The 21949-nt window shown below is 57.4% G+C and carries 18 protein-coding genes; 5 read left to right on the top strand and 13 right to left on the bottom strand.

The features are described from left to right. The 7 genes from EHN06_RS17780 to EHN06_RS17810 all read right to left on the bottom strand — a co-directional run bounded on the left by EHN06_RS17780 (position 1) and on the right by EHN06_RS17810 (position 8751). Positions 1–774, bottom strand: coding sequence for an ABC transporter ATP-binding protein (locus EHN06_RS17780; protein ID WP_127333837.1), 774 nt, complete (start codon positions 772–774; stop codon positions 1–3). Further along, entirely contained in the window at positions 771–1715 is a 945-nt protein-coding gene (locus tag EHN06_RS17785; protein WP_127333838.1) for a branched-chain amino acid ABC transporter permease, read from the bottom strand. The genes EHN06_RS17780 and EHN06_RS17785 overlap by 4 nt, the downstream gene beginning before the upstream one ends. Then, entirely contained in the window at positions 1715–2614 is a 900-nt protein-coding gene (locus EHN06_RS17790) for a branched-chain amino acid ABC transporter permease (RefSeq protein WP_127333839.1), read from the bottom strand. Before EHN06_RS17790 ends, EHN06_RS17785 begins: the two co-directional genes overlap by 1 nt. A 64-nt stretch (positions 2615–2678) precedes the next feature. Continuing rightward, positions 2679–3998 carry an ABC transporter substrate-binding protein gene (locus EHN06_RS17795; protein ID WP_127333840.1) on the bottom strand — a complete coding sequence of 440 codons (1320 nt, stop codon included), beginning with the start codon at positions 3996–3998 and terminating at the stop codon, positions 2679–2681. Positions 3999–4085: 87 nt separating this feature from the next. Then, on the bottom strand, positions 4086–5456 hold the full coding sequence (locus tag EHN06_RS17800) for an ABC transporter substrate-binding protein (protein WP_206075681.1): 1371 nt from the start codon (positions 5454–5456) through the stop codon (positions 4086–4088). A gap of 213 nt (positions 5457–5669) precedes the next feature. Further along, positions 5670–7025 (bottom strand): sigma-54-dependent transcriptional regulator, encoded by a 1356-nt coding sequence (locus EHN06_RS17805; protein ID WP_228257342.1) that lies wholly within the window; start codon positions 7023–7025, stop codon positions 5670–5672. Positions 7026–7047: 22 nt separating this feature from the next. Continuing rightward, on the bottom strand, positions 7048–8751 hold the full coding sequence (locus EHN06_RS17810) for a sensor histidine kinase (RefSeq protein WP_127333842.1): 1704 nt from the start codon (positions 8749–8751) through the stop codon (positions 7048–7050). Positions 8752–8947: 196 nt separating this feature from the next. Here EHN06_RS17810 and EHN06_RS17815 point away from each other — a divergent pair, with 196 nt between their 5' ends. The 3 genes from EHN06_RS17815 (at position 8948) to EHN06_RS17825 (ending at position 13566) form a co-directional block, all read left to right on the top strand. Further along, entirely contained in the window at positions 8948–9886 is a 939-nt protein-coding gene (locus EHN06_RS17815) for an alpha/beta fold hydrolase (RefSeq protein WP_127333843.1), read from the top strand. A gap of 17 nt (positions 9887–9903) precedes the next feature. After that, complete coding sequence (locus EHN06_RS17820; protein WP_127333844.1) at positions 9904–11466, top strand: cation:proton antiporter family protein; 1563 nt, start codon at positions 9904–9906, stop codon at positions 11464–11466. A 93-nt stretch (positions 11467–11559) separates the two neighbouring features. Further along, positions 11560–13566 (top strand): hypothetical protein, encoded by a 2007-nt coding sequence (locus EHN06_RS17825; RefSeq protein WP_127333845.1) that lies wholly within the window; start codon positions 11560–11562, stop codon positions 13564–13566. 83 nt (positions 13567–13649) lie between these two features. Here EHN06_RS17825 and EHN06_RS17830 read toward each other — a convergent pair whose 3' ends face one another. The 3 genes from EHN06_RS17830 to EHN06_RS17840 form a co-directional block, all read right to left on the bottom strand. Continuing rightward, positions 13650–14393, bottom strand: coding sequence for a putative 4-mercaptohistidine N1-methyltransferase (locus EHN06_RS17830; protein WP_127333846.1), 744 nt, complete (start codon positions 14391–14393; stop codon positions 13650–13652). A gap of 22 nt (positions 14394–14415) precedes the next feature. Next, positions 14416–15747: a selenoneine synthase SenA gene (gene senA / locus EHN06_RS17835; protein ID WP_127333847.1), complete on the bottom strand. Its 1332-nt coding sequence runs from the start codon at positions 15745–15747 to the stop codon at positions 14416–14418. A 109-nt stretch (positions 15748–15856) separates the two neighbouring features. Then, entirely contained in the window at positions 15857–17665 is a 1809-nt protein-coding gene (locus EHN06_RS17840) for an SLC13 family permease (RefSeq protein ID WP_127333848.1), read from the bottom strand. 252 nt (positions 17666–17917) lie between these two features. Here EHN06_RS17840 and EHN06_RS17845 point away from each other — a divergent pair, with 252 nt between their 5' ends. Together EHN06_RS17845 and EHN06_RS17850 are read left to right on the top strand one after the other, a co-directional pair. Further along, positions 17918–19297, top strand: a complete 1380-nt coding sequence (locus EHN06_RS17845) for a sigma-54 dependent transcriptional regulator (protein ID WP_127333849.1) — start codon at positions 17918–17920, stop codon at positions 19295–19297. A gap of 15 nt (positions 19298–19312) precedes the next feature. Next, entirely contained in the window at positions 19313–20374 is a 1062-nt protein-coding gene (locus EHN06_RS17850) for a transporter (RefSeq protein WP_127333850.1), read from the top strand. Positions 20375–20379: 5 nt separating this feature from the next. On the opposite strand, the gene EHN06_RS17855 is transcribed toward EHN06_RS17850, so the two are convergent. From EHN06_RS17855 to EHN06_RS17865, 3 genes are all read right to left on the bottom strand, one after another. Then, complete coding sequence (locus EHN06_RS17855; protein ID WP_228257343.1) at positions 20380–20733, bottom strand: hypothetical protein; 354 nt, start codon at positions 20731–20733, stop codon at positions 20380–20382. Between the two features lie 139 nt (positions 20734–20872). Next, entirely contained in the window at positions 20873–21565 is a 693-nt protein-coding gene (locus EHN06_RS17860) for a C39 family peptidase (protein ID WP_127333852.1), read from the bottom strand. Positions 21566–21583: 18 nt separating this feature from the next. Beyond that, on the bottom strand, positions 21584–21934 hold the full coding sequence (locus EHN06_RS17865; protein WP_127333853.1) for a hypothetical protein: 351 nt from the start codon (positions 21932–21934) through the stop codon (positions 21584–21586). Positions 21935–21949 lie beyond the last annotated feature (15 nt).

The raw sequence follows: 21949 nt of genomic DNA on the forward strand, positions 1-21949 counted from the left end.
TCAGGCATCTCCTTCGGTTTTGGGCGTCTTCTGTTTGCCGGTCACCAGTTCCTGGACTTTTTCATCAGCCAGCACCTCACCTACCGGACCATCCTTGATCACAATACCGCTGGCAAAGGCCAATACCCGCGTCACGTAACGCTGGACGATTTCCATGTCGTGCTCGACAAACAGTACCGTCAGGCCGCGCTGGCGAACCGCCTCCATCACGGTATCCATCAGAGTGTACTTTTCTTCCATGCTGACACCGCTGGTGGGCTCATCCAGCAATAGCATACGCGGGCTTCCCAGCATGGCAATGGCGATATCCAGCAGCTTGCGCGCGCCCTGAGGCATGGCGGTCACCATCTCATCACGGTACTGGGCGATGTTCATCTGGTCCAGAATCTCTTCTGCCGCCTGCATGCGTTTCGGCGTGCGCACCGGCCGGATCATCTGAAACTGTTGATGGTCAGCCGCCGCCAGGGCAATGGCCAGGTTGTCGATAACCGGAAGTTCCAGAAACAGCTGTGGGATCTGGAACGACCGGGTCAATCCCTTTCTCATCAGCTTGCGTGGCCCCAGTCCCTTGATTGGTTTACCCCCGAAAGCAATGGTGCCATCAGACGGAGGCAGGTAACCGGTCACCATGTTGATGAAGGTGGTCTTGCCGGCGCCGTTTGAACCGATAACCCCGACAATCTCACCTTCGGTAATGGTCACATTGATGTCTTCAGCGGCGGTCACCGCGCCAAAATAACGGGACAGCCCGGCGGTTTTCAGGATCTCGGTCATGAGGCCACCCCTTTCTTACGGGAAAACAGACTCCAGATCCCTTTGGGCAGGAACAGGATGATCATCAACAACACAATCCCCAGGATCATTTGCCAGGCGTTGGGCGCCAGCTCAATGGCATAGGTCCTTACCAGTGTGAAAATCAGGGCGGCGATGAAGGGGGCTGCAACGTGCCCGGTACCACCGAGAATGGCGATGAATACGAACTCACCGGAAATGGTCCAATAGGCCATGGTCGGATCCACATGCCCCGCTGCCAGCGCGGTCATTGAACCACCCACGGAGCCCACGGCGGCAGCAATCACGTAGTTGATATAGAGCACCTGTTTGCGTGATACCCCCATATACTCCACCCGGACTTCATTCTCCCGGATGGCCTCACAAGCAAGACCAAGGCTGGACCGGAAATAACGATTAAGGAACAACGCAATAGCCAGCCCCAGCCCGGTTGCCAACAGCAATGCAATTCTGGCACTGCTCTCACCAGAGCCCGGCGTGAAGCCAAGAATGCTCCAATCCACCACGCCGAAACCATCCGTGCTTCCCAACCCGTGACTTTTCACCAGAATCCCGTAAAGAATCATCGAAAAGGCCAAGGACAGCATGGCGAAGAAGATTTCCCGATAGCGCGTGACAAGCAGTCCCAGAATCATGGCGATGCCAACCGTCACCACGATGCCCAGGACAATCATCAGCAAGGCATCCGTCAGACCCAGATAACGGCCGCCCAGGCCGACAGAGTAACCGCCAAGGCAATAGAACAAGCCCTGACCAAACGACACCAGCCCCGCTCGCATAAGCAAGACGACCCCCATCACCACCAGGGCGGTGGAGATAGCCAGGGTGGTTGTGAACACAAGCCAGTTCGGAACCACCAGAGAGAACAGGGCGATGGCGACAGCGGCGCCAATCAGGGAGATTTCAGTTTTTTCCAACGTCATCAGATTTTCCTCGCAATCACCTGGCCAAACAGGCCATTGGGTCGGAAGATCAATACCGCCGCCATCACGGCGTAAATAATGAACAGCTCCAGTTCGGGCATGGTATGAATGGACGTCGCCCGCGCCAGGCCGACGATGACAGCACCCACTGCCGCGCCGGTAATACTTCCCAGGCCTCCGGTCACCACGACCGCAAAGGCCAGAACAATCACCTCGATCCCGATCCCCGGAACCACGGAGATGATCGGAGCGGTAATCCCGCCAGCAATGGCGCCCAGGGTCGCCCCGATCATGAAAGTAATGGTGAACATGCGGCGTACGTTCACGCCCATGGCTTCGGACACTTCCCGGTCGTGGATTATCGAGCGCAGGACCTTGCCGACTTTCGTGCGCTCCAGCCAGAACCACAGGCCCACGCCAATCACCATGGATACGACCAGCACCATCAGGTCATAGAGAGAGACGGTCAACACATCAATATTGATGCGGCCCATCGCCGCGTAGGGCTGGTAGGCAAAGTAAGGCGTCGTGCCCCAGATCAGCTTCATGACGTCTTCAAGAATCAGCAGGACAGCGAAAGTAATGATCAGCATCAGGATTTCATCACGGCCATACATCAGCCTCAGCAGACCTCGTTCGATGGCCAGCCCGGTCAGCGCCCCGATCAGCATCGCAGAGGCCGCAATGATGGCGAAAGCCAGGATCAGCTGATCGCCACCGCCGGCGTAATACCAACCCAGCGCAGAGGCGGAGGCATAGGCTCCCAGTGCATAAAGGCTGCCATGGGCCATGTTAAGAATTCTCATGACGCCGTATATGACCGTCAGGCCTGCCGCCACCAGAAACAACCAAGACGCGTAGATGAAACCATCAATCAATATCGCCCAAACCGTTAACATCAGTGTGTACTCCTGTTATCGGAACCACCGGCAACCCTGCGGCTGCCGGTGGTTGGTCAATGGATCAGTCGCAGTCGACTCCCGGGAAGCCTTCCCTGATCCATTGCTGGGCGTTATATCCGTCCGGTGCAGACACACACTCGCCTGGATAGGACCGGACATTGCGCAGTTCGCCCTTGCCATCCTCGAAATGGTATTCACCGTAGAGCATGGGCTGCAGGGCCTGATGACCACCGGCCAGTGCCATGCGCACGGTGCCGCTCACGGACTCGAACTCGGCGCCTTTCAGTCCTTGTGCCAGTTGTTCCGCGCTGGGCACACCCTCGGCACCAGAGTTATCGGCCGCGAATTTCAGGGCCAGGATGGCCTGGGCGGCCTTGGAGGCAGGATAACTTGGCGGGGTGCCATGCTCGGCCTCATAGGCTTTGGCGAACCATTCGCTGAGGTCGTTTTCCGGCATGAAACCGCCGAAGGGACCGCGCCCACCCAGGATCGTGCCATTGGGCGCCTGACCGTCAAATCGGTGCAAACCGGATTCACCGGTGGTGAGAATCGCCGTCGCTTGCGCCAGCAGACCACGGGCGTTTGCCTGAGCGGTGAAGGATTCCATGTCCCCTCCCCACATGGACGAGTGAACCACTTCCGGACGCTGGGTCTGGAGTGCCGAAATCTCGGTACTGTAGCTGCCCTGAAAGATTTGCGGCGTCTGGTTATTCACAATGTCAGCTTCCGGCATCAGTTGCTCCATGGCCAGGGTGAAATCCTGCCAGGAATCCTGGCCCCAGGCGTAGTTCTGCTGAATACCGGCAATACGCACCGCATCCGGACGGGTTTCGGCCAGATAGCGGGCAGCTCCCACGTTGTCTGCGACCGCGTCAAGGCCGGTACGGAACATGTACTGGGGATCCTCCAGTTCCTGGAACAGGCGTGAGGTGCCGCAGTCGAAGGCGATCGTAAACATCTTCATTTCTTCCGCCACCGGGCCAATCGCCAGACAGTCACCCGAGGAGATGTAACCGATCACCGCGTTGACGTCCTGGCGCTGAACCAGGTTCCGGTACTCTTCAACCTGCTTGGTCGGGCCACCAGCTTCATCGACGACCACGGACTCCAGCATCAGGCCATTGACGCCCTTGGTGTTATAGGGGGCTGGCAGGCTGCCTTCGTTGATGGCCTTGATGACGGTCTCCGCACCCTGGGCGGCAGGGACCCCGAACGGCCCCGAGGCTCCACCGGACAGGAAGGTCACGAACCCTACCTTGAAGGTGTCCTCGGCAGTGGCGGTAGCCGCCATACCCATCACACCGACCGAGGCCATGGCCACGGAGGTAGCGGTGCTCAGAAGCGTCTTCTGCCAGGCGGGACGTTGGTTGGACTTTTTCATCGTATGCTCCTTGATTGTTGTTGTACGTCGTACTTCAGGTTGCGCTTTCGTTTTGCCTTCTCAGGTTTGGGCAGCCTCCGCTCAGGATCAGCCGCCGGATTTACCGCGTCGCTTTTTCACCAAAGCGGGGGACGGTTTCAGGGATTCAGCACCATAAACAACCCAGTTACCCAACATGACCCGGGCGGGTGGGTATTGATCGTTGGCCACCGGCGTTCCGATGGCCTGGGCCTGAACAATCTGGTGGGTATCCGGATCGATATAGGACACGTAGCCCTCCGGATCCTTGGGCAGAGGAATCTCGAGTCCTTCCAAAGCCTCAATCATGGCGTCTGTATCGGTGACATCACCGGCAATGCGAATCGCACGGGCGATGGTCAACATACCGGCGTAGGCCCCCTGGGCGGAATAGCTCGGATATCGACCTGAGAGTTCATGAAAACGGGTCACGAACTGCCGGTTGCGCTCTGTGGGGGGCCAGTTAACGTGATGACGGGCAGAGAGAATCAGCCCTTGCGGTGGATCATCCTTCAAGCTTACCAGGGTTTCGTAATCGCCACCGGCATCGAAGTTGGCCACCCGCATGCGGCTGAACAACTGCGTGGTGCGCGCCTGCTCCAAAAAGGCGATGAAATCACCGCCCCAGAGAGAAACCACCAGCACATCCGGAGGGGATTCCAGTAATGACTGGATATAAAGTGAGTAGTCGGGCTCGTACAGCTTGGGCCAGTATGTTCCGGTTTCCTCAAACGGGACATCATTCTGGTCCAGGGCCTGCTGGAGGTCACGCCAGGCAACCCGGCCGTATTCATAATCCGGCCCCAGGAACGCCAGTTTCCGCCAACCGGTTTTGTCCTGCAGTTCTTTCAGATAGCGCGCCCCGGCGGCGTGTGAATACCAGGTGTCACTCGACACCCGGAAATAGTAGCGATGCCCTTCCTCAAGGGACGCTCGTGATGACGCATGATCCGTTCCCACCATAATGGTCTGGCGCTGTTTGGCCAGGCGGCTGACCGCCATACCCACGCCAGAGCTCACCATGCCGCAGAGGATGTCGGCGTTGTCCTGCTCAATGAAATCTTCAGCCATGCGCACGGCGAAGGATGCTTTGGAGCGGGAATCGTCCACAATCACCCGCAGACGGGGTGCACCGGGGTCGGAAGAGAGTTCTTCAAGGGCGAGTTGGATAGCGACAATGCTGTCCCGACCATAGCTGGCGGATCGGCCAGTCATCGGATACATACAGGCGACAGTAGCGTCGACACGGGGAACATCGCCCCCCAGCTCTACCCGACCCACTGGCGGAGCCGGTGGTTGGGCCGGCACATCGGCAAGTGTCTCACTACCGGCCAGCAGCGCAATAACCGCTAACCAAAATCGCCATGGCCGTCGGCATGGCCAGGAACGGGGCGTAGTGGACAGTACTGTCTGATACGGGCGGGTAGTCAGTCCCGGCAAGTCAGTCTCCCGAGCCGGTCGTTTCCGGCGTGTGGTTTTGGATTATTGTTGTAAACCAGGTGTCCGGATAATAAGCAAAAAAGGGGCCAACGTACTGAAACGGGGCAGGGGCCTGGCCTGAGAGGCCTTCAACGATCATGGTGCAGATAAAAATACGGAAATTTGAGCGAAATCCGCTCATTCACGATGATCAGAATGAGCGGATTCCGCTCATTAACCTAGCCCCAATCGCTGCAAACGGCGTTTGAATGCATGCCGGGATAGCCCCAGATGTTCAGCAGCTTTCCCTTTGCGACCGCCGGTTTTCTCCAGTGCATTCAGTAACAGCTGACGCTCGGTCTCCTGCAAATGCTGGTCAAGGGACGCATCGGCGTAAATCTGATCGACGGATGGGGCCGGGCTGGAGCCAAAAAATTCAGCAGGCAATTGATGGGGGCGAATCAGCTGACCTGGATAGAGAATGGTCAGTCGTTCCACCAGGTTACGCAGCTCCCGTACGTTGCCCGGCCAGCTGTAGGCGCTCAGGCAGGCCAACGTTTCTGGCAGTATAGTGATGGGTCGGCAGCCCTCTTCCCTAGCCTGGGATTCGATGAACATATCCAGCAACTTATGAACATCGTCCTCCCGATCCCGCAGTGGCGGAATGGTCAGTTCGATGACATTCAGCCGGAAATACAGGTCCTCCCGGAAGTGCCCGTTGCGGACCTCCGCTTCCAGCGAACGATTGGTTGCGGCAATAACCCGGACATCCGCGGTAGCACTGGCGCCACCACCCACCGGGCGATAGTCACCGTTTTCCAGGAAATGCAGGAACTTGGCCTGCAGGGCAAGGGGCAGTTCACCAATCTCGTCCAGAAACAACGTACCATCGTGTGCCAGAGTCACCAATCCCGGGCGTTTCTGGTCGGCGCCCGTATAGGCCCCTTTTTCTGCACCGAAGAGTTCCGCCTCAATCAACTGCTCCGGCAGTGCCGCGCAGTTGATCTCCACAAAGGCGCCGGAGGACCGGCTACTCTGCTCGTGAATGGCCCGGGCCACCAAGGCCTTACCAGTACCGGATTCCCCCAATAACAGAATCCTGCCTGCGCTGCTTGCCGATATCCGCTGCACCTTCTGCCAGAGTCGCTGCATGACGTCACTGTCGCCCATCAGACCGGAGGAGGAGGCCGCCCTGCTGCGATGGTAGGCCAGCTCATCGCGCATCCGGGTCCGTTCCGTCACCGAATCGATCAGGTGAAGCAGTTCATCCAGGGCAAAGGGCTTGGTCAGGTAATCCGTCGCACCGGCTTTCACTGCCTGCACGGCGGCCCGCGTATCACCGTGGGCCGAAATCATCACCACCGGAAGATCCGGATACAGGCGGACCGTTTCATTCAGGACATCCATGCCGCTCATACCTGGCAGCCGCAGGTCCAGCAACACCAAGTCGGGCAAATCCCGTTCAAGACTTGCCAGAGCATCTTCCCCCGTATGAGCACAGTTGGCGCTGTAACCAGCTTCTTGCAGCGCAAAGGTCAAAGACCGCACAAAACTCTTTTCATCATCAACAATCAGGATGTTCAGGCGCATAATGGCTTTCAGGAACTCTCTTTTATTGGTCTGTTATCAGGTTACCACTCTTGCCGGCGGGCAAGGTGACAAATACCGTTGTGCCCTGCCCAGGCAGACTGCGAAGATGCATCTCACCGCCGTTAAGCTCAACAAGTTGACGGGTAATACTCAGGCCAAGCCCCGTGCCGTCGGAACGCGTGGTAAAGAAAGGCTCAGTCACGCGGTTGAGGGTTTCTTCGGACATGCCACAACCGTTATCGGTAATCTCCACCGTCAGGCGGTTACCGCTGCGGTAAGCTCGGAGGTGCACCATCCCTCCAGGTTTGCAGGCCTGAACCGCATTGGCCACAAGATTGACGAGACATTGAATGATCTGGTCCGGACTAGCATAGATCGTCAAACTGGAATCACCGGTGGCACTGACCGTTACCTGACGACTGTCCGCCAGCCCGGAGGTCAGCACCGAGGCATGACGGAAAATTCTGCGGATGTCCACCTGCTGGGGCTCGCCCGGTACCGGACGGCCATAATCCAGCAGATCCCCGACCACACGGTTAAGGCGATCAATTTCATCCTCGACTGAAACCAGCAGTTCCCTGCGCTGTTTGTCTGGCTCACGCTTCTCCAATGCCTGGACCGTCAATTTGATCGTGGCCAACGGGTTACGTACCTCATGGGCCACGCCAGTCGCAAACTCCCCGAGCACGGCCATTTTCTCTGCCTGGACGGTACGCGCGATCATTTCCTGCAGACGGTCTGCCATCGCGTTGAAAGCGTGCGCCAAAACGTCAATCTCGTCCTTGTCGTTTCTGGGAGCCTGCAGGCGAAAATGCAGATCACCACAGGCAAAGGCTTCCGCTCCCTCTGTCAACCGGGCCACACGCCGGCGCAGACTTCGGGCAAGCGCCCAGAACAGAATGACCGTGCCCAGGACCAACACGCCGGCCAGGGCGTAAAGTCCCAACTGGGCGTTACGCAACGGACTCAGGATCTCACCTGCAGAAACCACATAATCAATACGCCACCCGGGCAACACTTCCGGGCCGGCACGAAGGTCTTTGGGCATCGTTGTCCGAAGATTACCTGTGGCATCCAGGAGTTCTCCAGTAGGCGTGCGCAAGAACGGCCGCAACACGCCGGCGAGGTTTTCTGTTCGCATCAGTTCAGTCAACGAAGCCAGCCGCACATGCAAGGCAATTGCTCCCTGTACAGCCTGTTCTGATCCGGCCCGCAGCGGCTGGCGTATAAGCAGCCAGGCGGGGCCACCCCTATCCGGCAGCCACGGGCCAATGATTTCACTGATACCAAAATCAATAACCGGCAGTCCGACCAGGGACCAGCCTTCACGATTCCAGTACGGACGTCCGGAAGCAGCCTGGCCTGGCACCACTTCCGTCAAGTTATTTCTGCTGTCGAAAAACAGAATGCCATAGAGATCCGGTGAGTCGGCCTCCACCCGCACCAGTTCTCTGACACCTTCGGGGACTGCATCGCTGTATGCCAGATACAACGGCATGGACGGGTGGGTAGACAGGGTCTCCAGTTGATAGATCCGGTTCTCGATGAAATTGGTTAACCGGTTGGCGTTACCGGCCACCTGGGCCTCAAGGCGCTCTCCGGCAAGTCGTTCGTTGACTGAATCCGATACCGCAGTATAGAGCGCACTGAGCACCGCGACAGAACCAACCATCAGTGTCAGGGAGATAAATGAATAACGGCCAACCAGACTGAATCTGGGCTTCATGACAACCTCATGGTTCCTGTTATCGGCAAACGATGAACAGAGTAAGTGTTTTGAGAGATTTCACCAAAACTCACACCAGCATCCTGTTCACTCCCGAACTCAAATCTGAGTCCGACCCTTGACCGAGACGGTTTTTAAGTTACTGTAACCATTGCCCTCGATGGACTGCCCCACCGGAACCGGAGCCTGATTTCCAATGCCCCCTGAAGCCCGCCTGCCTGCCCTGCTCCTGTTAATATTGACCACGCTGCTGTTGTGGGGATGTTCCCGCCAGGACATCTACGACACCGCCATCGCCTGGGAACGTTCATCCGCAGGGCTGGAGTCAGACAGAGTGGTCGTCGGTGAACTGGACATTGCGTACCTTCGCAACAAGGACGCCACAAATGGCGACACCGTTGTCCTGATCCACGGCTTCGGCGCCAACAAGGACAACTGGACCCGCTTCGCCGGGGAGCTGACTGACGAATTCAACGTCTATGCCATCGACCTTCCCGGTCACGGTGACAGCAGCAAGGAACTGGATCTCGGCTACCGTTTCGAGGATCAGGTGCAACACGTGTCCCGTATTCTCTCAGCACTGGGAATTAACCGGACCCATATGATGGGGAACTCCATGGGGGGCGCCATCACTGCCCTTTATGCCGCGACTTTTCCCGACCAGATCCATTCCGCCGTACTATTCGACCCTGCCGGTATTTTTGAGTACGACAGTGAACTGGTGGAACTGGTGACGGAAGGGGATAACCCGCTGATTCCCAAAAAACCGGGGGATTTCGAGCGGCTTATGGACTTTGCCCTGGAGAAGAGGCCATTTGCGCCCTGGCCGATTCTGGATGTGATGGAAGAGAAAGCCATCGCCAACCGTGAAGTCAACGAAGTGATCTTCGCCGCCATTCGGGACACCGGCTACGAACCTCACTTTCGCAATGCCATCGAACGGATCGAGGCACCGGTATTGGTGGTATGGGGTAAGGAAGATCGCGTGATCAACTATCGCAATGCCGATATTTTTGTCGAGCGCATTACCAATGCCCGAAAGGTCCTATTGGATGGCGTCGGCCACGCACCCATGATAGAAGTGCCAGAAGAGTCCGCTAAACTGTTCCGACAGTTTCTTCAATCCAGCAACTGATCCAACAGACGACCACCATGCCCGAAGCTATCTGGATTATATTCGCCTTTGGCCTGGGGCTATTGGTGAAAACCGTTGGCTTGCCACCCCTGGTCGGATACCTGGCGGCCGGGTTCTTGCTGAGTAGTCTGGCAGACACCATCAACATTACTGTCGAGGCGACCAACTCACTTCAGCACATCGCTCACCTCGGTGTCCTGCTGTTGCTGTTCACCGTCGGCCTTAAGCTCAAGCTGCGCTCCATCATCAGCCCCGAGGTCATAGGTGGCAGCCTGTTCCATTTTGCCATCACCTGCGCAGTGTTCACGCCCGGTCTGTACTGGCTGATGGACCTGACGTGGAAAACCGCCTTATTACTGGCCATTGCCCTGTCTTTTTCCAGCACCGTACTGGCCGCCAAGATCCTGGAAAGCAAGCGGGAATTACGAGCCTTTCACGGCCGCGTCGCCATTGGCATCCTGATCATGCAGGACCTGATCGCCCTGGTCGTCATGAGTCTGGCTGCCGGACAGACCCCGTCCCAATGGGTATTCATCGTCTTTGGTCTGCCCCTGCTCCGCCCTCTCCTCTTCCGACTCCTGGATGCCAGTGGTCATGACGAGCTGCTGGTGCTGCTCGGACTATTACTGGCCCTGGCGCTCGGTGGTCTTGGCTTTGAGGCTGTCGGACTGAGCCCGGAACTGGGTGCCCTGGTGTTTGGCGCCATGCTGGCCAACCACCCAAGATCTCAGGAGCTGGCCAAATCACTCTGGAGTGTCAAGGAAGTCTTCCTGGTTGGTTTTTTCCTGCAGATCGGTATCGGGGGACTGCCCGATGGCAACGCGCTGATATTCGCGCTGATCGCCTCGCTGATATTACCCCTGAAAGGCGTGTTGTTTTTCTTTTTACTGCTGGCCTTCCGGCTCCGGGCCCGCAGCAGTTTCCTGAGTGCGCTGTCACTCACCAACTACAGCGAGTTTGGCCTGATTGTCGCCAGTGTCGCTCTGCCGGAATGGCTGGTACCACTTGCTCTCACAGTCGCGCTCTCCTTCCTTATATCGGCGCCAATCAATCGCTTCGCCCACACGCTCTATGAACGTTTCAATACCCGCCTTACACCGTATGAAAGCAAACGCCATCACCCGGATGAGCAGCCAATTTCCCTCGCAAACACCAAAGTACTGATCATGGGGATGGGACGAACCGGAACGGCGGCTTATGACCACCTATCGGACACAGAACCCCATGTTATGGGACTGGATTCTGACCCGGCAAAAGTGTCCAAGCACCAGAAAGCAGGTCGCAACGTGGTGTTCGCGGATGCAGAGGACACCTCTTTCTGGCAGGGCCTCCATATGCCGGCCGTTGAGGCCGTCATTCTTGCCATGGGTGACATAGAGGGCAAGCTCATTGCCACCAGAAATCTTCGGAAAAAAGGCTTTTCGGGGTACATCGTGGCCCACACCCTGTACGAGGACGAAGCACAGCAGATCCGCGCAGCAGGCGCCGATCAGGCCTACCTGACCATGAGTGAAACCGGTGTGGCGCTGGCCAGTCAATTGAAGAACCGACAGGGTATTCCTGCAAAACACCGGATCTGAATCCAACGAATACCCTGTTTAGGGGATTTTACCTCGCCCTGCTTTTGCAATAGTCACCCGGCAAACACCAATAAATCTAAAAGGGTGATCGAAATGTATTCATTCAAACGGTTAGCATTGTTGTCGGCGGTTACGGCCAGCCTGGCGGTTACCGGCTGCAGTAATTCGTCCAGCAGCAACGATGATACGGCGGACACACAAGGCACAGAGGTAGGTGGCAAAGTAACGGCCCCGGGCGGCATGGTGGCCCAACTGGAGCCCAGATCCCCACTCGAGGTCGCTGTTGCCTTTTTTGTTCCGGGCGCCGCGGCGGCCATCACCGGGCTGGAGCCGGTGGAGGGAGCGGATGTCGAACTCATCCGTGTTGATAACGATGGTAACCAGATCGGCGAAGTGCTGGCCCGGACAACCACATCCATCACCGGCGACTACACCCTGACAGTGCCCGATGGTACCAGCCTTGCCGGCAATCTCATCGTACGTATATCTGGCAGCAACAACCAACAGTTACGCTCCCAGGTGGTAGAACAGGAAGTGGATATTGACCCGATATCGGAATTTGTTCTGCAGAAGTTTATCGAGCGGGGAGCCGATCTGGACAGCCTGGAAACCGATAAAATCGTCAAGTTGCGCGGCCAGGCCGATGAATTCGATCTGACCGCAGAGGCCGATCTTTCGTCCATGTTCGCCAAACTGGATGAGGAAATCGGCGACTTCGTGGAAGGCCAGGTGGACTCCATTTCCACACCCGAAGGCGATGTCACCGAGATCGCCGGTGATTTTCGCAGTTCAGCCCTGAACCTGGAGTTGCACGATTCCGATGGTCAGGGCTTTGGTACCTTCGCCACCGATACCTACAGTGACGACTTCACCTTTACTGACAAGGGTGATGGCGAGGTGGGCGTGACCCTGAGCGCCAATGCTTCGGCCTACGCCTACCTGGGCGGCGCCGACGATGGCAGCGCCATGGTGGAGTACTACCCGGAGCTGGCGGATAACGAGACTGAGTCTTTCACCGGCACCTACAGCAGCAATGGTGTGCTGACGCTGGAAGGCGAGTTCGAAGAGGACATCGACGGCGACTTCGGGTTCCGCCACCCGCCGGTGACCTATCGCCTGCAGAAAACCACAGCGAACAACCTGTTCTTCCTACTCGCGCAGGAAGCCGCAGTCCGCTACCGCACTATCGACACCGATGAAGACGGCGAGAAAGATGCCATCGATCCGGAGCAGAAGGACGGTGACGAAGTCATGCGCTCCCTGGAATACTTTGCCCGCTTGCCAGAAAACGCCACGAACAGCGACCTGAGCGGTGATTTTGGTCTGGTCAGCCTGTTCACCTACCTGGGAGAGGGTGCCGGCATTCGTGTCGAGAGCGAACAAAGCACGGTATCTTTTGACGGCGCCGGTAACTTTGTCCTGACTGGCGGCAGTCTGCTTGAAATCGCCCGTGACGCCACCGGTGGCACGACAACACTGTCCGGTACCCCTGATGACGGGTCTGGATCTCTCACCCTTGAGTCAAATGGCACCATCAGTGATATCGGGGGGCCCGCCAACGGCTTCGTCAACGATACCTTCGACTTCCTGGCAGTACCGGATTTTGACGGGGCCAACCCCAACGACGGCAATGATTTCGCCGAGATCCACCACTCCCTGATGATCAAACTGCCGGACGGCTCGGCGCCGACCCTTGCCGACCGCACCTATCGGGTATTTTTACTGTCGGCGACCTTCCGAGACAATGGCAGCATCTTCCTCAACAACACCGGTTTTGACTCCACCGTAACCTTCACCAGCGAAACGGCGGCAGAGATTACGGCCGATTATGTCTCCATCGTGAAAAGTGGAGGTCTGGCCGCGGAAGTGGGCAAAGAAACCTTTGCGCTGAAAAATACGCTGGATGTCAGCTTTGACAGTAGCGGTGCACTGAGCATGACAGCATCCCAGGCCGGCGGCGGCGATGGCGTAACCACCATGGACGGCTTTATCAGCCACGATGGCTCCCTGGGACTGCTACGTACGGCTTTCGACCCGGACGGTACAGGTCCTGCTTCAATTGAAGAACTCGGGCTGGTGGTTCTGGTAGAGCTGCCCTGACGTGCTCATGGCAATCGGGGGCGCTATCCGCGCCCCCCTACACCCGGGCTAACCGCTTTCCTGCCTCCCGATCATCTCCTGACTCAGCGAACTCTCCGCCAGCCTGTGAGTTCGGCAATGGTGTGCTGGAATTTACGACGGGTCTCGCGGATCACGAACGTGACATCCATGGGCGGCTGAATCAGCTCGAAATGACTGGACAGTATATCCCGCATACCATCCAGCACGCTCCTGGGTTGCCCATTCAGTTCAAAACCACCGATCCAGTTGTTACGAGGCGTGAATTCCTCCATCAGAGTATAGGGCGAGCTGATAACCAGCGTGCCCCCCACTGCCAGACGCTCATGAATGCCAGCAAGGAAGGACCCGGGAGCCTGAAGTCTGTCGATCAGGTTTCCAGCAAAAATCAGGTCATAATCCTGATGCTCCGCCGACAACTGACAGGCATCACCTGTGGTGAACGACACCCGTTCGGCAGCCCTGGCCAGGCCCAGTTCTTCCAGGCGTATGGTGACCCGTTCACCCAGTTCACCTTCATCCCGGCGGAAGTAATCGATTTCGCCGTGCTGCCGGAGATGTTGAGCCGCATCCACAAACCGCTTTGACAGATCGATACCCACCACCTCATCAAACACCCGAGCCAGCTCGAAGGCCGTGCGGCCAACGGCACAGCCCAGATCCAAAGCCCTGCGTCTGTCCCGCCCGGCCATCATCTCCTGGCAAATACCGGCGCACCGTGCGGGGTAGTTACTCACCCCGAAATAGTGATCGCCGTAATGAAATCCCAAATACTGGCTGAGCAGTTCGTCGGTTTCGTACACGTTCATGGCTGTTCCTCAGCAGTTCTGGTCACGCACAACTGCGGAACCCGGTATATACATCGCTTCTCATGGGCAGGTATGCCTGTCGATAGGTGCCCCGAATCAGCGAGGCCGACGTGGCGCAGCTACCGCCACGCGTCACCTTATGATCACCGAACTGCAATGTCGACATGAACGGGTACATATCGATCCGGAAGCCATCGTAGGGAAAAAACTGGCTACTGGTCCATTCCCAGACGATACCGATCATCTGGCGGCAACCAAACGGGCTCTCACCTTCAGGGTAATCCCAGACCGGGTTTTGTGCCATGGTACGGCCACTCATATCGGCCCGCTCCGGGCTCACCGGGTCATTACCCCAGGGGAATCGACGAAATGGCTGACCCGGCCGGTTACCCAGCGCCGCCACTTCCCACTCATATTCGCTGGGCAGCCTCCGACCAGCCCAACGGCACCAGGCTTCCGCTTCCCAATAAGTCACATGGGTCACCGGAGCATCCAGGTTCAGCGGTTGCCAGTCATCAAAAAGGCGCTCCTGCCATTGGTTGTCGTGCCAGCGCCAATAGAGTGGTTGCCTGGGCACACGCATCAGTGGCCCGGCACAGTGATGAACCAGAGAAACATCGGTTTCCGTCTGCAGCCACTTGCGTCCCCCGAAGGACCAAAGCTCGGGGCGTCGGTATCCGCCATCTTCAACAAACGCAAGAAATTCCCGGTTAGACACTGGAGTTCGGGAAATCGTGAACGATTCCAGCTCAACCTCAAACCGTGGCTTCTCATTATCAAACGCGAAGTCATCGGAGGCGTAGTCAGTGGAATCACCGGGCATCCCGATCAACCATCGCCCGGCGGGTATGGTGACATCGCCGTCTATCCGTTCACTGGCCCCGGCACGCTCGGGATGATAGTCAGGGGGCGCTGGATAGCCGACGGTCTGCCGACACCAGATCAATGACTCAATATGCATGTTCTGGTGGAAAATAGCGTAACGGTATAGATACAACTCGTCGTCTGTTAGCGGCTTACGCTGGATCCGCTCCGCAACCCGATCGTAGATGGTATCGAAATAGGCCAGGGTGTCTTTACGACCAGGGAACAACTCCCGACACCAGCGATCCCGGTGGTCAACATGGAAAGAATCCCACAGGTCATCCATCGCGGGATTATAGCTCGGGGTGCCATCCAGCAGATTGAACACAAACACTTCGTAGAAGAAAGCGGCATGCCCCATTTCCCACAATGGGGGATTAACCCCGGGGTGGTAAGGCACATCGAGCCTGTCTTCCGGCAAAGAGGTAATCAGCGCCCGGGTGCGCTGTCGGGCGTGCTCCAGTTCTGCCAACAGATTTGCCTTGTCCACGGTCTCATTCTCCAAACACTTGGATCTGACAGGTACGATAACAAACTGCCTGCCGGATGAATGCCCGAGCCGTAAATTTTTGCCGTTTTTCTTGCCTGCCCGAGACTACCTATCCCCAGACCAACATGATCATCGGCACGGCCACCGCCGTCACCAGAATTGACATGGGCAGCCCCAGACGCCAGTAGTCCCCAAACCGGTAGCCACCCGGCTCCATCACCAAAGCGTTGGACTGATGCCCGATCGGGGTCAGGAAAGCACAGGATGCTCCCACTGCGACGGCCATCAGCATCGCGTCGGAGGCCATGCCCAGTTCCGCCGACAGGCTGAGGGCAATCGGGGCCACCAGTATCGCAGCGGCGGCGTTATTGACCACGTTGGACAACAGCATGGTGCCCACCAGCACCACCGCAAGCACAATGGCCGGTGACAGTCCTTCGCTCAGCGTCAGCATCTGCGCCGCAATCAGTTCGGCACCGCCGGTGGTCTCCAGTGCCTGGCCGACCGGAATCATCGCCGCAAGCAACACAATGACGGACCAGTCGATGGCCTTGTAGGCGTCCGGGGCATTGAGCAGCCCTGTCAACACCATCGACAAGGCACAACCCACCAGCGCCACCGGCGGTGACAGCCAGCCGGCAACGATAATAACAATGGCGGCAATGAACAGGCCGCCAGCCAACAGTGCATTGCGATCCCGCCCCAACCTTAGACCACGCTCGGCCAGCGGCAGGCACCCCAGCTGCCGCAGTGTTCCGGTCAGGGAGTCCTCGTGGCCCTGTACCAACAGGATATCCCCTGCCTGAATACGCACATCCCCGAGCCGCCGTTTCAACCGGTGCCCCTGACGCGCAAGCGCAACGATGTTCAGACCGTGATATTCCCTCAGCTTCAGGCGGTTGGCGGTCTGCCCCACCAGATTGGATTCGGTGGTGACCACAACTTCCATAAGCCGGACTTCACCCGCAGCCAGCTCTTTTCGGGATCGAGCCGTGGCATCTTGCCTCCGGGATTCATCACCCTCTTCTTCACTGGTACTGGCAAGTGCGAGGCCGGTGTGATCCAGAAACGTCTGGAGACTTTCCGTATCGGCCTCCACCAACAGGACATCCCCTTCTTTGAGCACCTTGTAGGTGGATGGCGCCAGCGACCGGCTATCGTCCCGGATCAGGGCCAGCACAACCACATCCTCCTGACTGTCAGCATCGGTTAACAGGTTGTGGAGTGTGGCCCCAGCATAGGACGATGCCTCGGGCACCCGCAATTCAGTAACGTAGTCACCGACACTGAACAGCTTGCCGCCATCATCGCTGTCTTGCCGTTGAGGCGTCAGGCGCCAGCCAGCCAGGGAAATGAACGCAATACCAGCAAGCGTTATTGCGCCACCGACGGGGGCGAAATCAAACAACCCGAAACTGCCGGCCTCGCGGTAACTGGCAATAATGATATTGGGCGGCGTCCCGATCAGCGTCATGGTCCCCCCAAGCAGAGAACCAAACGCCAGGGGCATCAACAGCAGGGAGGGTGACCGGCTCGCTTCCCGCGACATCCATACCGCTACCGGCATCAGCAGGGCAAGGGCACCGACGTTATTGATAAAACCGGAGCAGAGTGCGACCACCCCGGTCAGCATCAGCACCTGCAGGGTTGGACGATGCCCCACCCGCCCCAGCAAGCGGGCAATGCTATCAACCACACCGCCATTCACCAGGCCCTGACTGATCACCAGGACTGCGGCAACCGTCACCACAGCGGGATGTCCAAAACCGGAAAAGAGTTCGCCGGAAGGCACCAGGCCTGTTAACGCAATCGCTAACAGCACCAGCATCGAGACGACGTCAAAGCGAAGCCTGTTCCAGATGAACAACCCCAGAGTGGCTATCAGGATGCCAAAAACCATGCCCTGTTCGGTACTCACCCAATCCCCCTGTCGGCAAAATTTACAGATTTCTGCGCTTCCAACAATTGCCCCATTTCAACTCACTGAAAACACGCGGGCTCTATCATCTGGCACATTACATGAATGACATCACAACCAGGCCCCTTTTACGCGTTCCTCCAGCAGTAACCGGTCACAGGGCAGTGGTTGGGTTTTGAAGTCCCGGCAGTTAAATCGTTATTGAAAGTCATGGAGTCCGTTTTCCACACCGCCATCTCCAGGAGATTCGCCATGCAGGAAAAACGACCGCTCGTTTGGCTGTCGGCGGCTAGCATCGACAAAGAACCCTATTCGGCACTTTTACCACAATGGAGCATACACCGTTTTGACCTGACTGAACCGCCTCCCTTCGGCCTGACAGGTGCCGGCAAAGCCAGGGTTGGCGTGCTTGATCTGAGCATATACCCGGAACAGGGCACCCCCTATCTGGATCAGTGGATTGAAGCCTTCCAGCTTCCCTACTGGGTTGGCATATTGCCATCCGCCCCCCGTCAGAATACGCCACCCGGAACACTCATCTCCCGTCACTGCACGGATTATCACACGCTCCCGCTGGACCCGGATCGTCTGAACACTGTACTCGGTCACTTGTGGGGCATGGCCCAGCTACAACATCAAGCCGACGCCGAACCCCACGACAGTTACCAGGAGGTTGCGCTGGAAGGTGCCTCCCAGGCCATTCGCCAGGCTCGGGCCATGTTGCGACGGTTCGCCAAGACTGATGAACCGGTGCTGATTGTCGGGGAAAACGGAACCGGCAAGGATGCGGCCGCACGTTTCATCCATGCCCACTCGTCCCGCAGTACGCAACCATTGGTCACTGTCAATTGCGCAGCGTTACCGGTGTCACTGACCCAAAGCGAGCTGTTCGGTTACGAGAAAGGGGCCTTCACCCATGCACTTAACAGCCGTCGTGGGCGTTTGGAATCAGCAGACGGGGGCACCTTGCTACTGTCGGGTATAGATGAGCTTGTGCCCGAGCAGCAATCCGCCATCCTACGTTTCCTGCAGGAAGGACAGATAGAGAGAATTGGAGCGAGCCAGCCCAAAAAGGTGGACGTAAGAGTCATCGCCACCAGCGCCCGCCCTCTGAAGAAGCTGGTGGAGGCGGAGGAGTTCCGGGGCGACGTCTACTATCGGCTAGGCAGCCTCGAGGTGCAGCTACCGGCCTTGCGTGACAGACCCGAGGACATTCCCCTCGTTGCCAACAAAATCCTGGCCAATACCCATTCACCCTTCGGAATCCGCAAGCTCAGCAACAAAGCCATGCAGAGCCTCGCACTGCACGACTGGCCCGGCAATCTTCAGGAACTGCAAAATCGCCTGAGGCAGGCTATGCTTCTGAGTGAATCCGCCATGATCGAGCCAACGGACCTTGGTCTGGCAGAACTTGCCCTGTCGATCCCGGGCCAATCCGGACTCAGCCTGGAGGCATTCCGTGCCAGAGCTGATCGACAGGCGCTGAGCTGCAGTCTGGCGTTATCCCACCAGAACGTATCTGCGGCCGCACGAATTCTCAATATCTCAAGGGTATCCTTTTACCGATTAATGGATAAATATGGCCCACACAGTCACCCGAGCCACAGTAAGCCTCTAAGGAACCATCATTAAAAAGGAGCAGTAAAAATGGGCTACAGGCATATAAACTCTCTGGTACTGACCACATTACTTCTCCCGCTCAGCGCTACCGCTGAGCAGGAGTACAACGACTACGGCCAGTCCCAGGAGGCGGAAACTCCGGGTAACGTGGCAACAGACATAGCCTCCATCACGTCGGACCGGGGAATCGTTACCCGGCCCGGCCGCCTGACCTTTGAGCCCTCGTTCTCCCACGCTCACAGCAACTCAACGGTTGTTGCTATCGAGGGGTTCACCGTTATACCCGCCCTGCTGGTCGGACTGATTAATATTTCCGAGATCCAGCGGGACATTTTCGTCACCGCACTGTCGCTCAAATATGGCTTCACCAGCAGATTCGAAGCTGCGTTGCGCGTCCCTCACCTGAGCATTAATGAAGACCTTAGGGAACGGCAGGCGTTCCAGGGTACGCCCGTGGATACCGTAAGAGAGTCCACAGGGCGGGGCCTGGGGGACCTGGAGCTCTCACTCCGTTACCAACTGAACGATGGGCTGGATGGCATGCCCTATATAATTAGCGTACTACGGGTGAAACCGCCAACGGGGGAAGGGCCTTACGACGTGGAGCAGCGGGTGATTGAGGACAATGACGGAAACCCGATCGGCGTGGAACTCAGGGAACGACCCACAGGATCCGGTTTCTGGTCCGTTGAGCCCGGCTTCTCCTTTATTTATCCCAGTGATCCTGCGGTGCTGTTTGGCAACCTCAGCTACGTCTGGACAGTCGAGGAAGATCAGGGCGTTGAGAACGGAGGCAAGGTGGATCCCGGCGATGTCGTACGTTTCGGTTTCGGTATGGGATTCGCCTTCAACGAGAAAACGTCGTTCAGTCTCGGTTATGATCACTCGGTCATCCGCGAGACGAGCATTGAGAACGACGAGAACAACCTGCTGGACGCGAGCTTCAACCGTATTCAGGTCGGCTCCCTGTCATTCGGGTTATCTCAGCGCCTGAGTAAAAGCACCAGCCTGAGCCTCACGGTCAGCGTCGGGGTGACCGACAACGCGCCCAATAGCGAGATCACCCTGAAACTGCCCATCAGTCTCTGACAGACTCAGCGCCCAAGGAACTGCATCAGATGGTCATTCAGACTATTCGGTAGCCGGACACCGTTACCGACATTGTTCAATTCGATATTGAGTTGCTGAACATTCTGGATCACGGTCTGGTCCAGATTATTCTGAATCAGGGTCATCCAGCCGGAAGAATCGCCCAGGTTGCTTGATACCCGCGAGCCGACTTTCTGATCAGGGCCCGCCACCTGCAACACCGTCTCCATATGGTGTTCCACGGTACCATTACGGACGACCTGATTGAGATTGGGAATGGTCAATCGGTTCACCACCAAGGTATCGCCATTCACCGACACAATCTGCTCAAGACCAATAGCGATTTCCAGATTGCCCATTTCAAACCCTCCCCTCAACTCAGCCAATTCCGAATCAGCCAAAGGGACGACCGGTAACACAAGTTGGGCCCGGAGCGGCTGACTCCAGAGCAATCCTGCCAGTGCAGCCACAACCAATAACCTTCCCGATTTCATGATGTCACCACTCCCTAGATGAAGGCCAATAAGGCAATGTATGCCCCAACGACGGCCCCCCCTGCCCCTTTTGCAGGGGGGCACGGGCGACCTGAGGCCAATTGCCATCCCCCAGGAACGACTCCCTACCCTGTTGGAGATGGCTCCGGATGACAAAAGCCGTTCCGTCCCAGTATTCCTCAAACTGCCGATACGAGTAGACTTTCAGTCCACGGGCCGGGTCACCCACCAGCACCTCGGTATCACTGATTCCCTTGATCACGACAAAGTGTCTGAAACCGTCCAGATTCAACAGAACAATGGTGGGTAAACGCACTTTTTCCCTGAGTCCCGACAACGGCATACGAAAGCCATCGGCCCGATAGCCTTCAGATTCCAGAAACCGTTTCATGTCCAGCATCGAGAACCCTTCCTGGCGGACCTTTTCTTCGTCTGCCAGGCCCAGCATGGAAAAGAAAACATCCTGTTCCGACACCTTGTGGCCATAGTGATAGGACAATAAGGAGGCAAGAGCGGCGGATCCACAGCTGAAGTCATACTGTTGTCGCATGACGCTGGAAAACCGCCGCTCCTGAAAATTCGTGACACTGACTCTTACGTCACCGCCAATGCCCGGCACCATCACGGAACCGGCAAATGCGGTGGACCATAGCAGCCCGGCACCCACACACAGTATTGCAAGAGCGCGTACAGCCATGATCCACCTCCCTCTATGCTAATGGTTGATCATTACGTTGATCTGGGTGCTGTCCTGAATGACCACCTGGTTGCCGGTATTCTGGATCACCGTGGCAACGCCATTCATGTTGTCAAATGCATGGTCCGAGATAATGTTGTCTCCCGTAACCACCTGACCTGACAGCAGGTTGTCGGAAACCGCGGCATTCTGCTCGGTGTCGTTGATCTGCCACTGCAGCGGAACACCCTGGCGCCCGCTGGCATCCGACAACTGATCAGCGGAGAGAGGTTCGGCCGTCAACCACTCCTCAGCCTGGGCCTGCACTCCCCATCCCAAAGCCAGCATCAGCAGGGCAGCGCCCAGTTTGCATCTGATGACATTACCCATGTCCGTTCTCCCGGG

Source organism: Marinobacter sp. NP-4(2019) (assembly GCF_003994855.1).
Lineage (GTDB): Bacteria > Pseudomonadota > Gammaproteobacteria > Pseudomonadales > Oleiphilaceae > Marinobacter.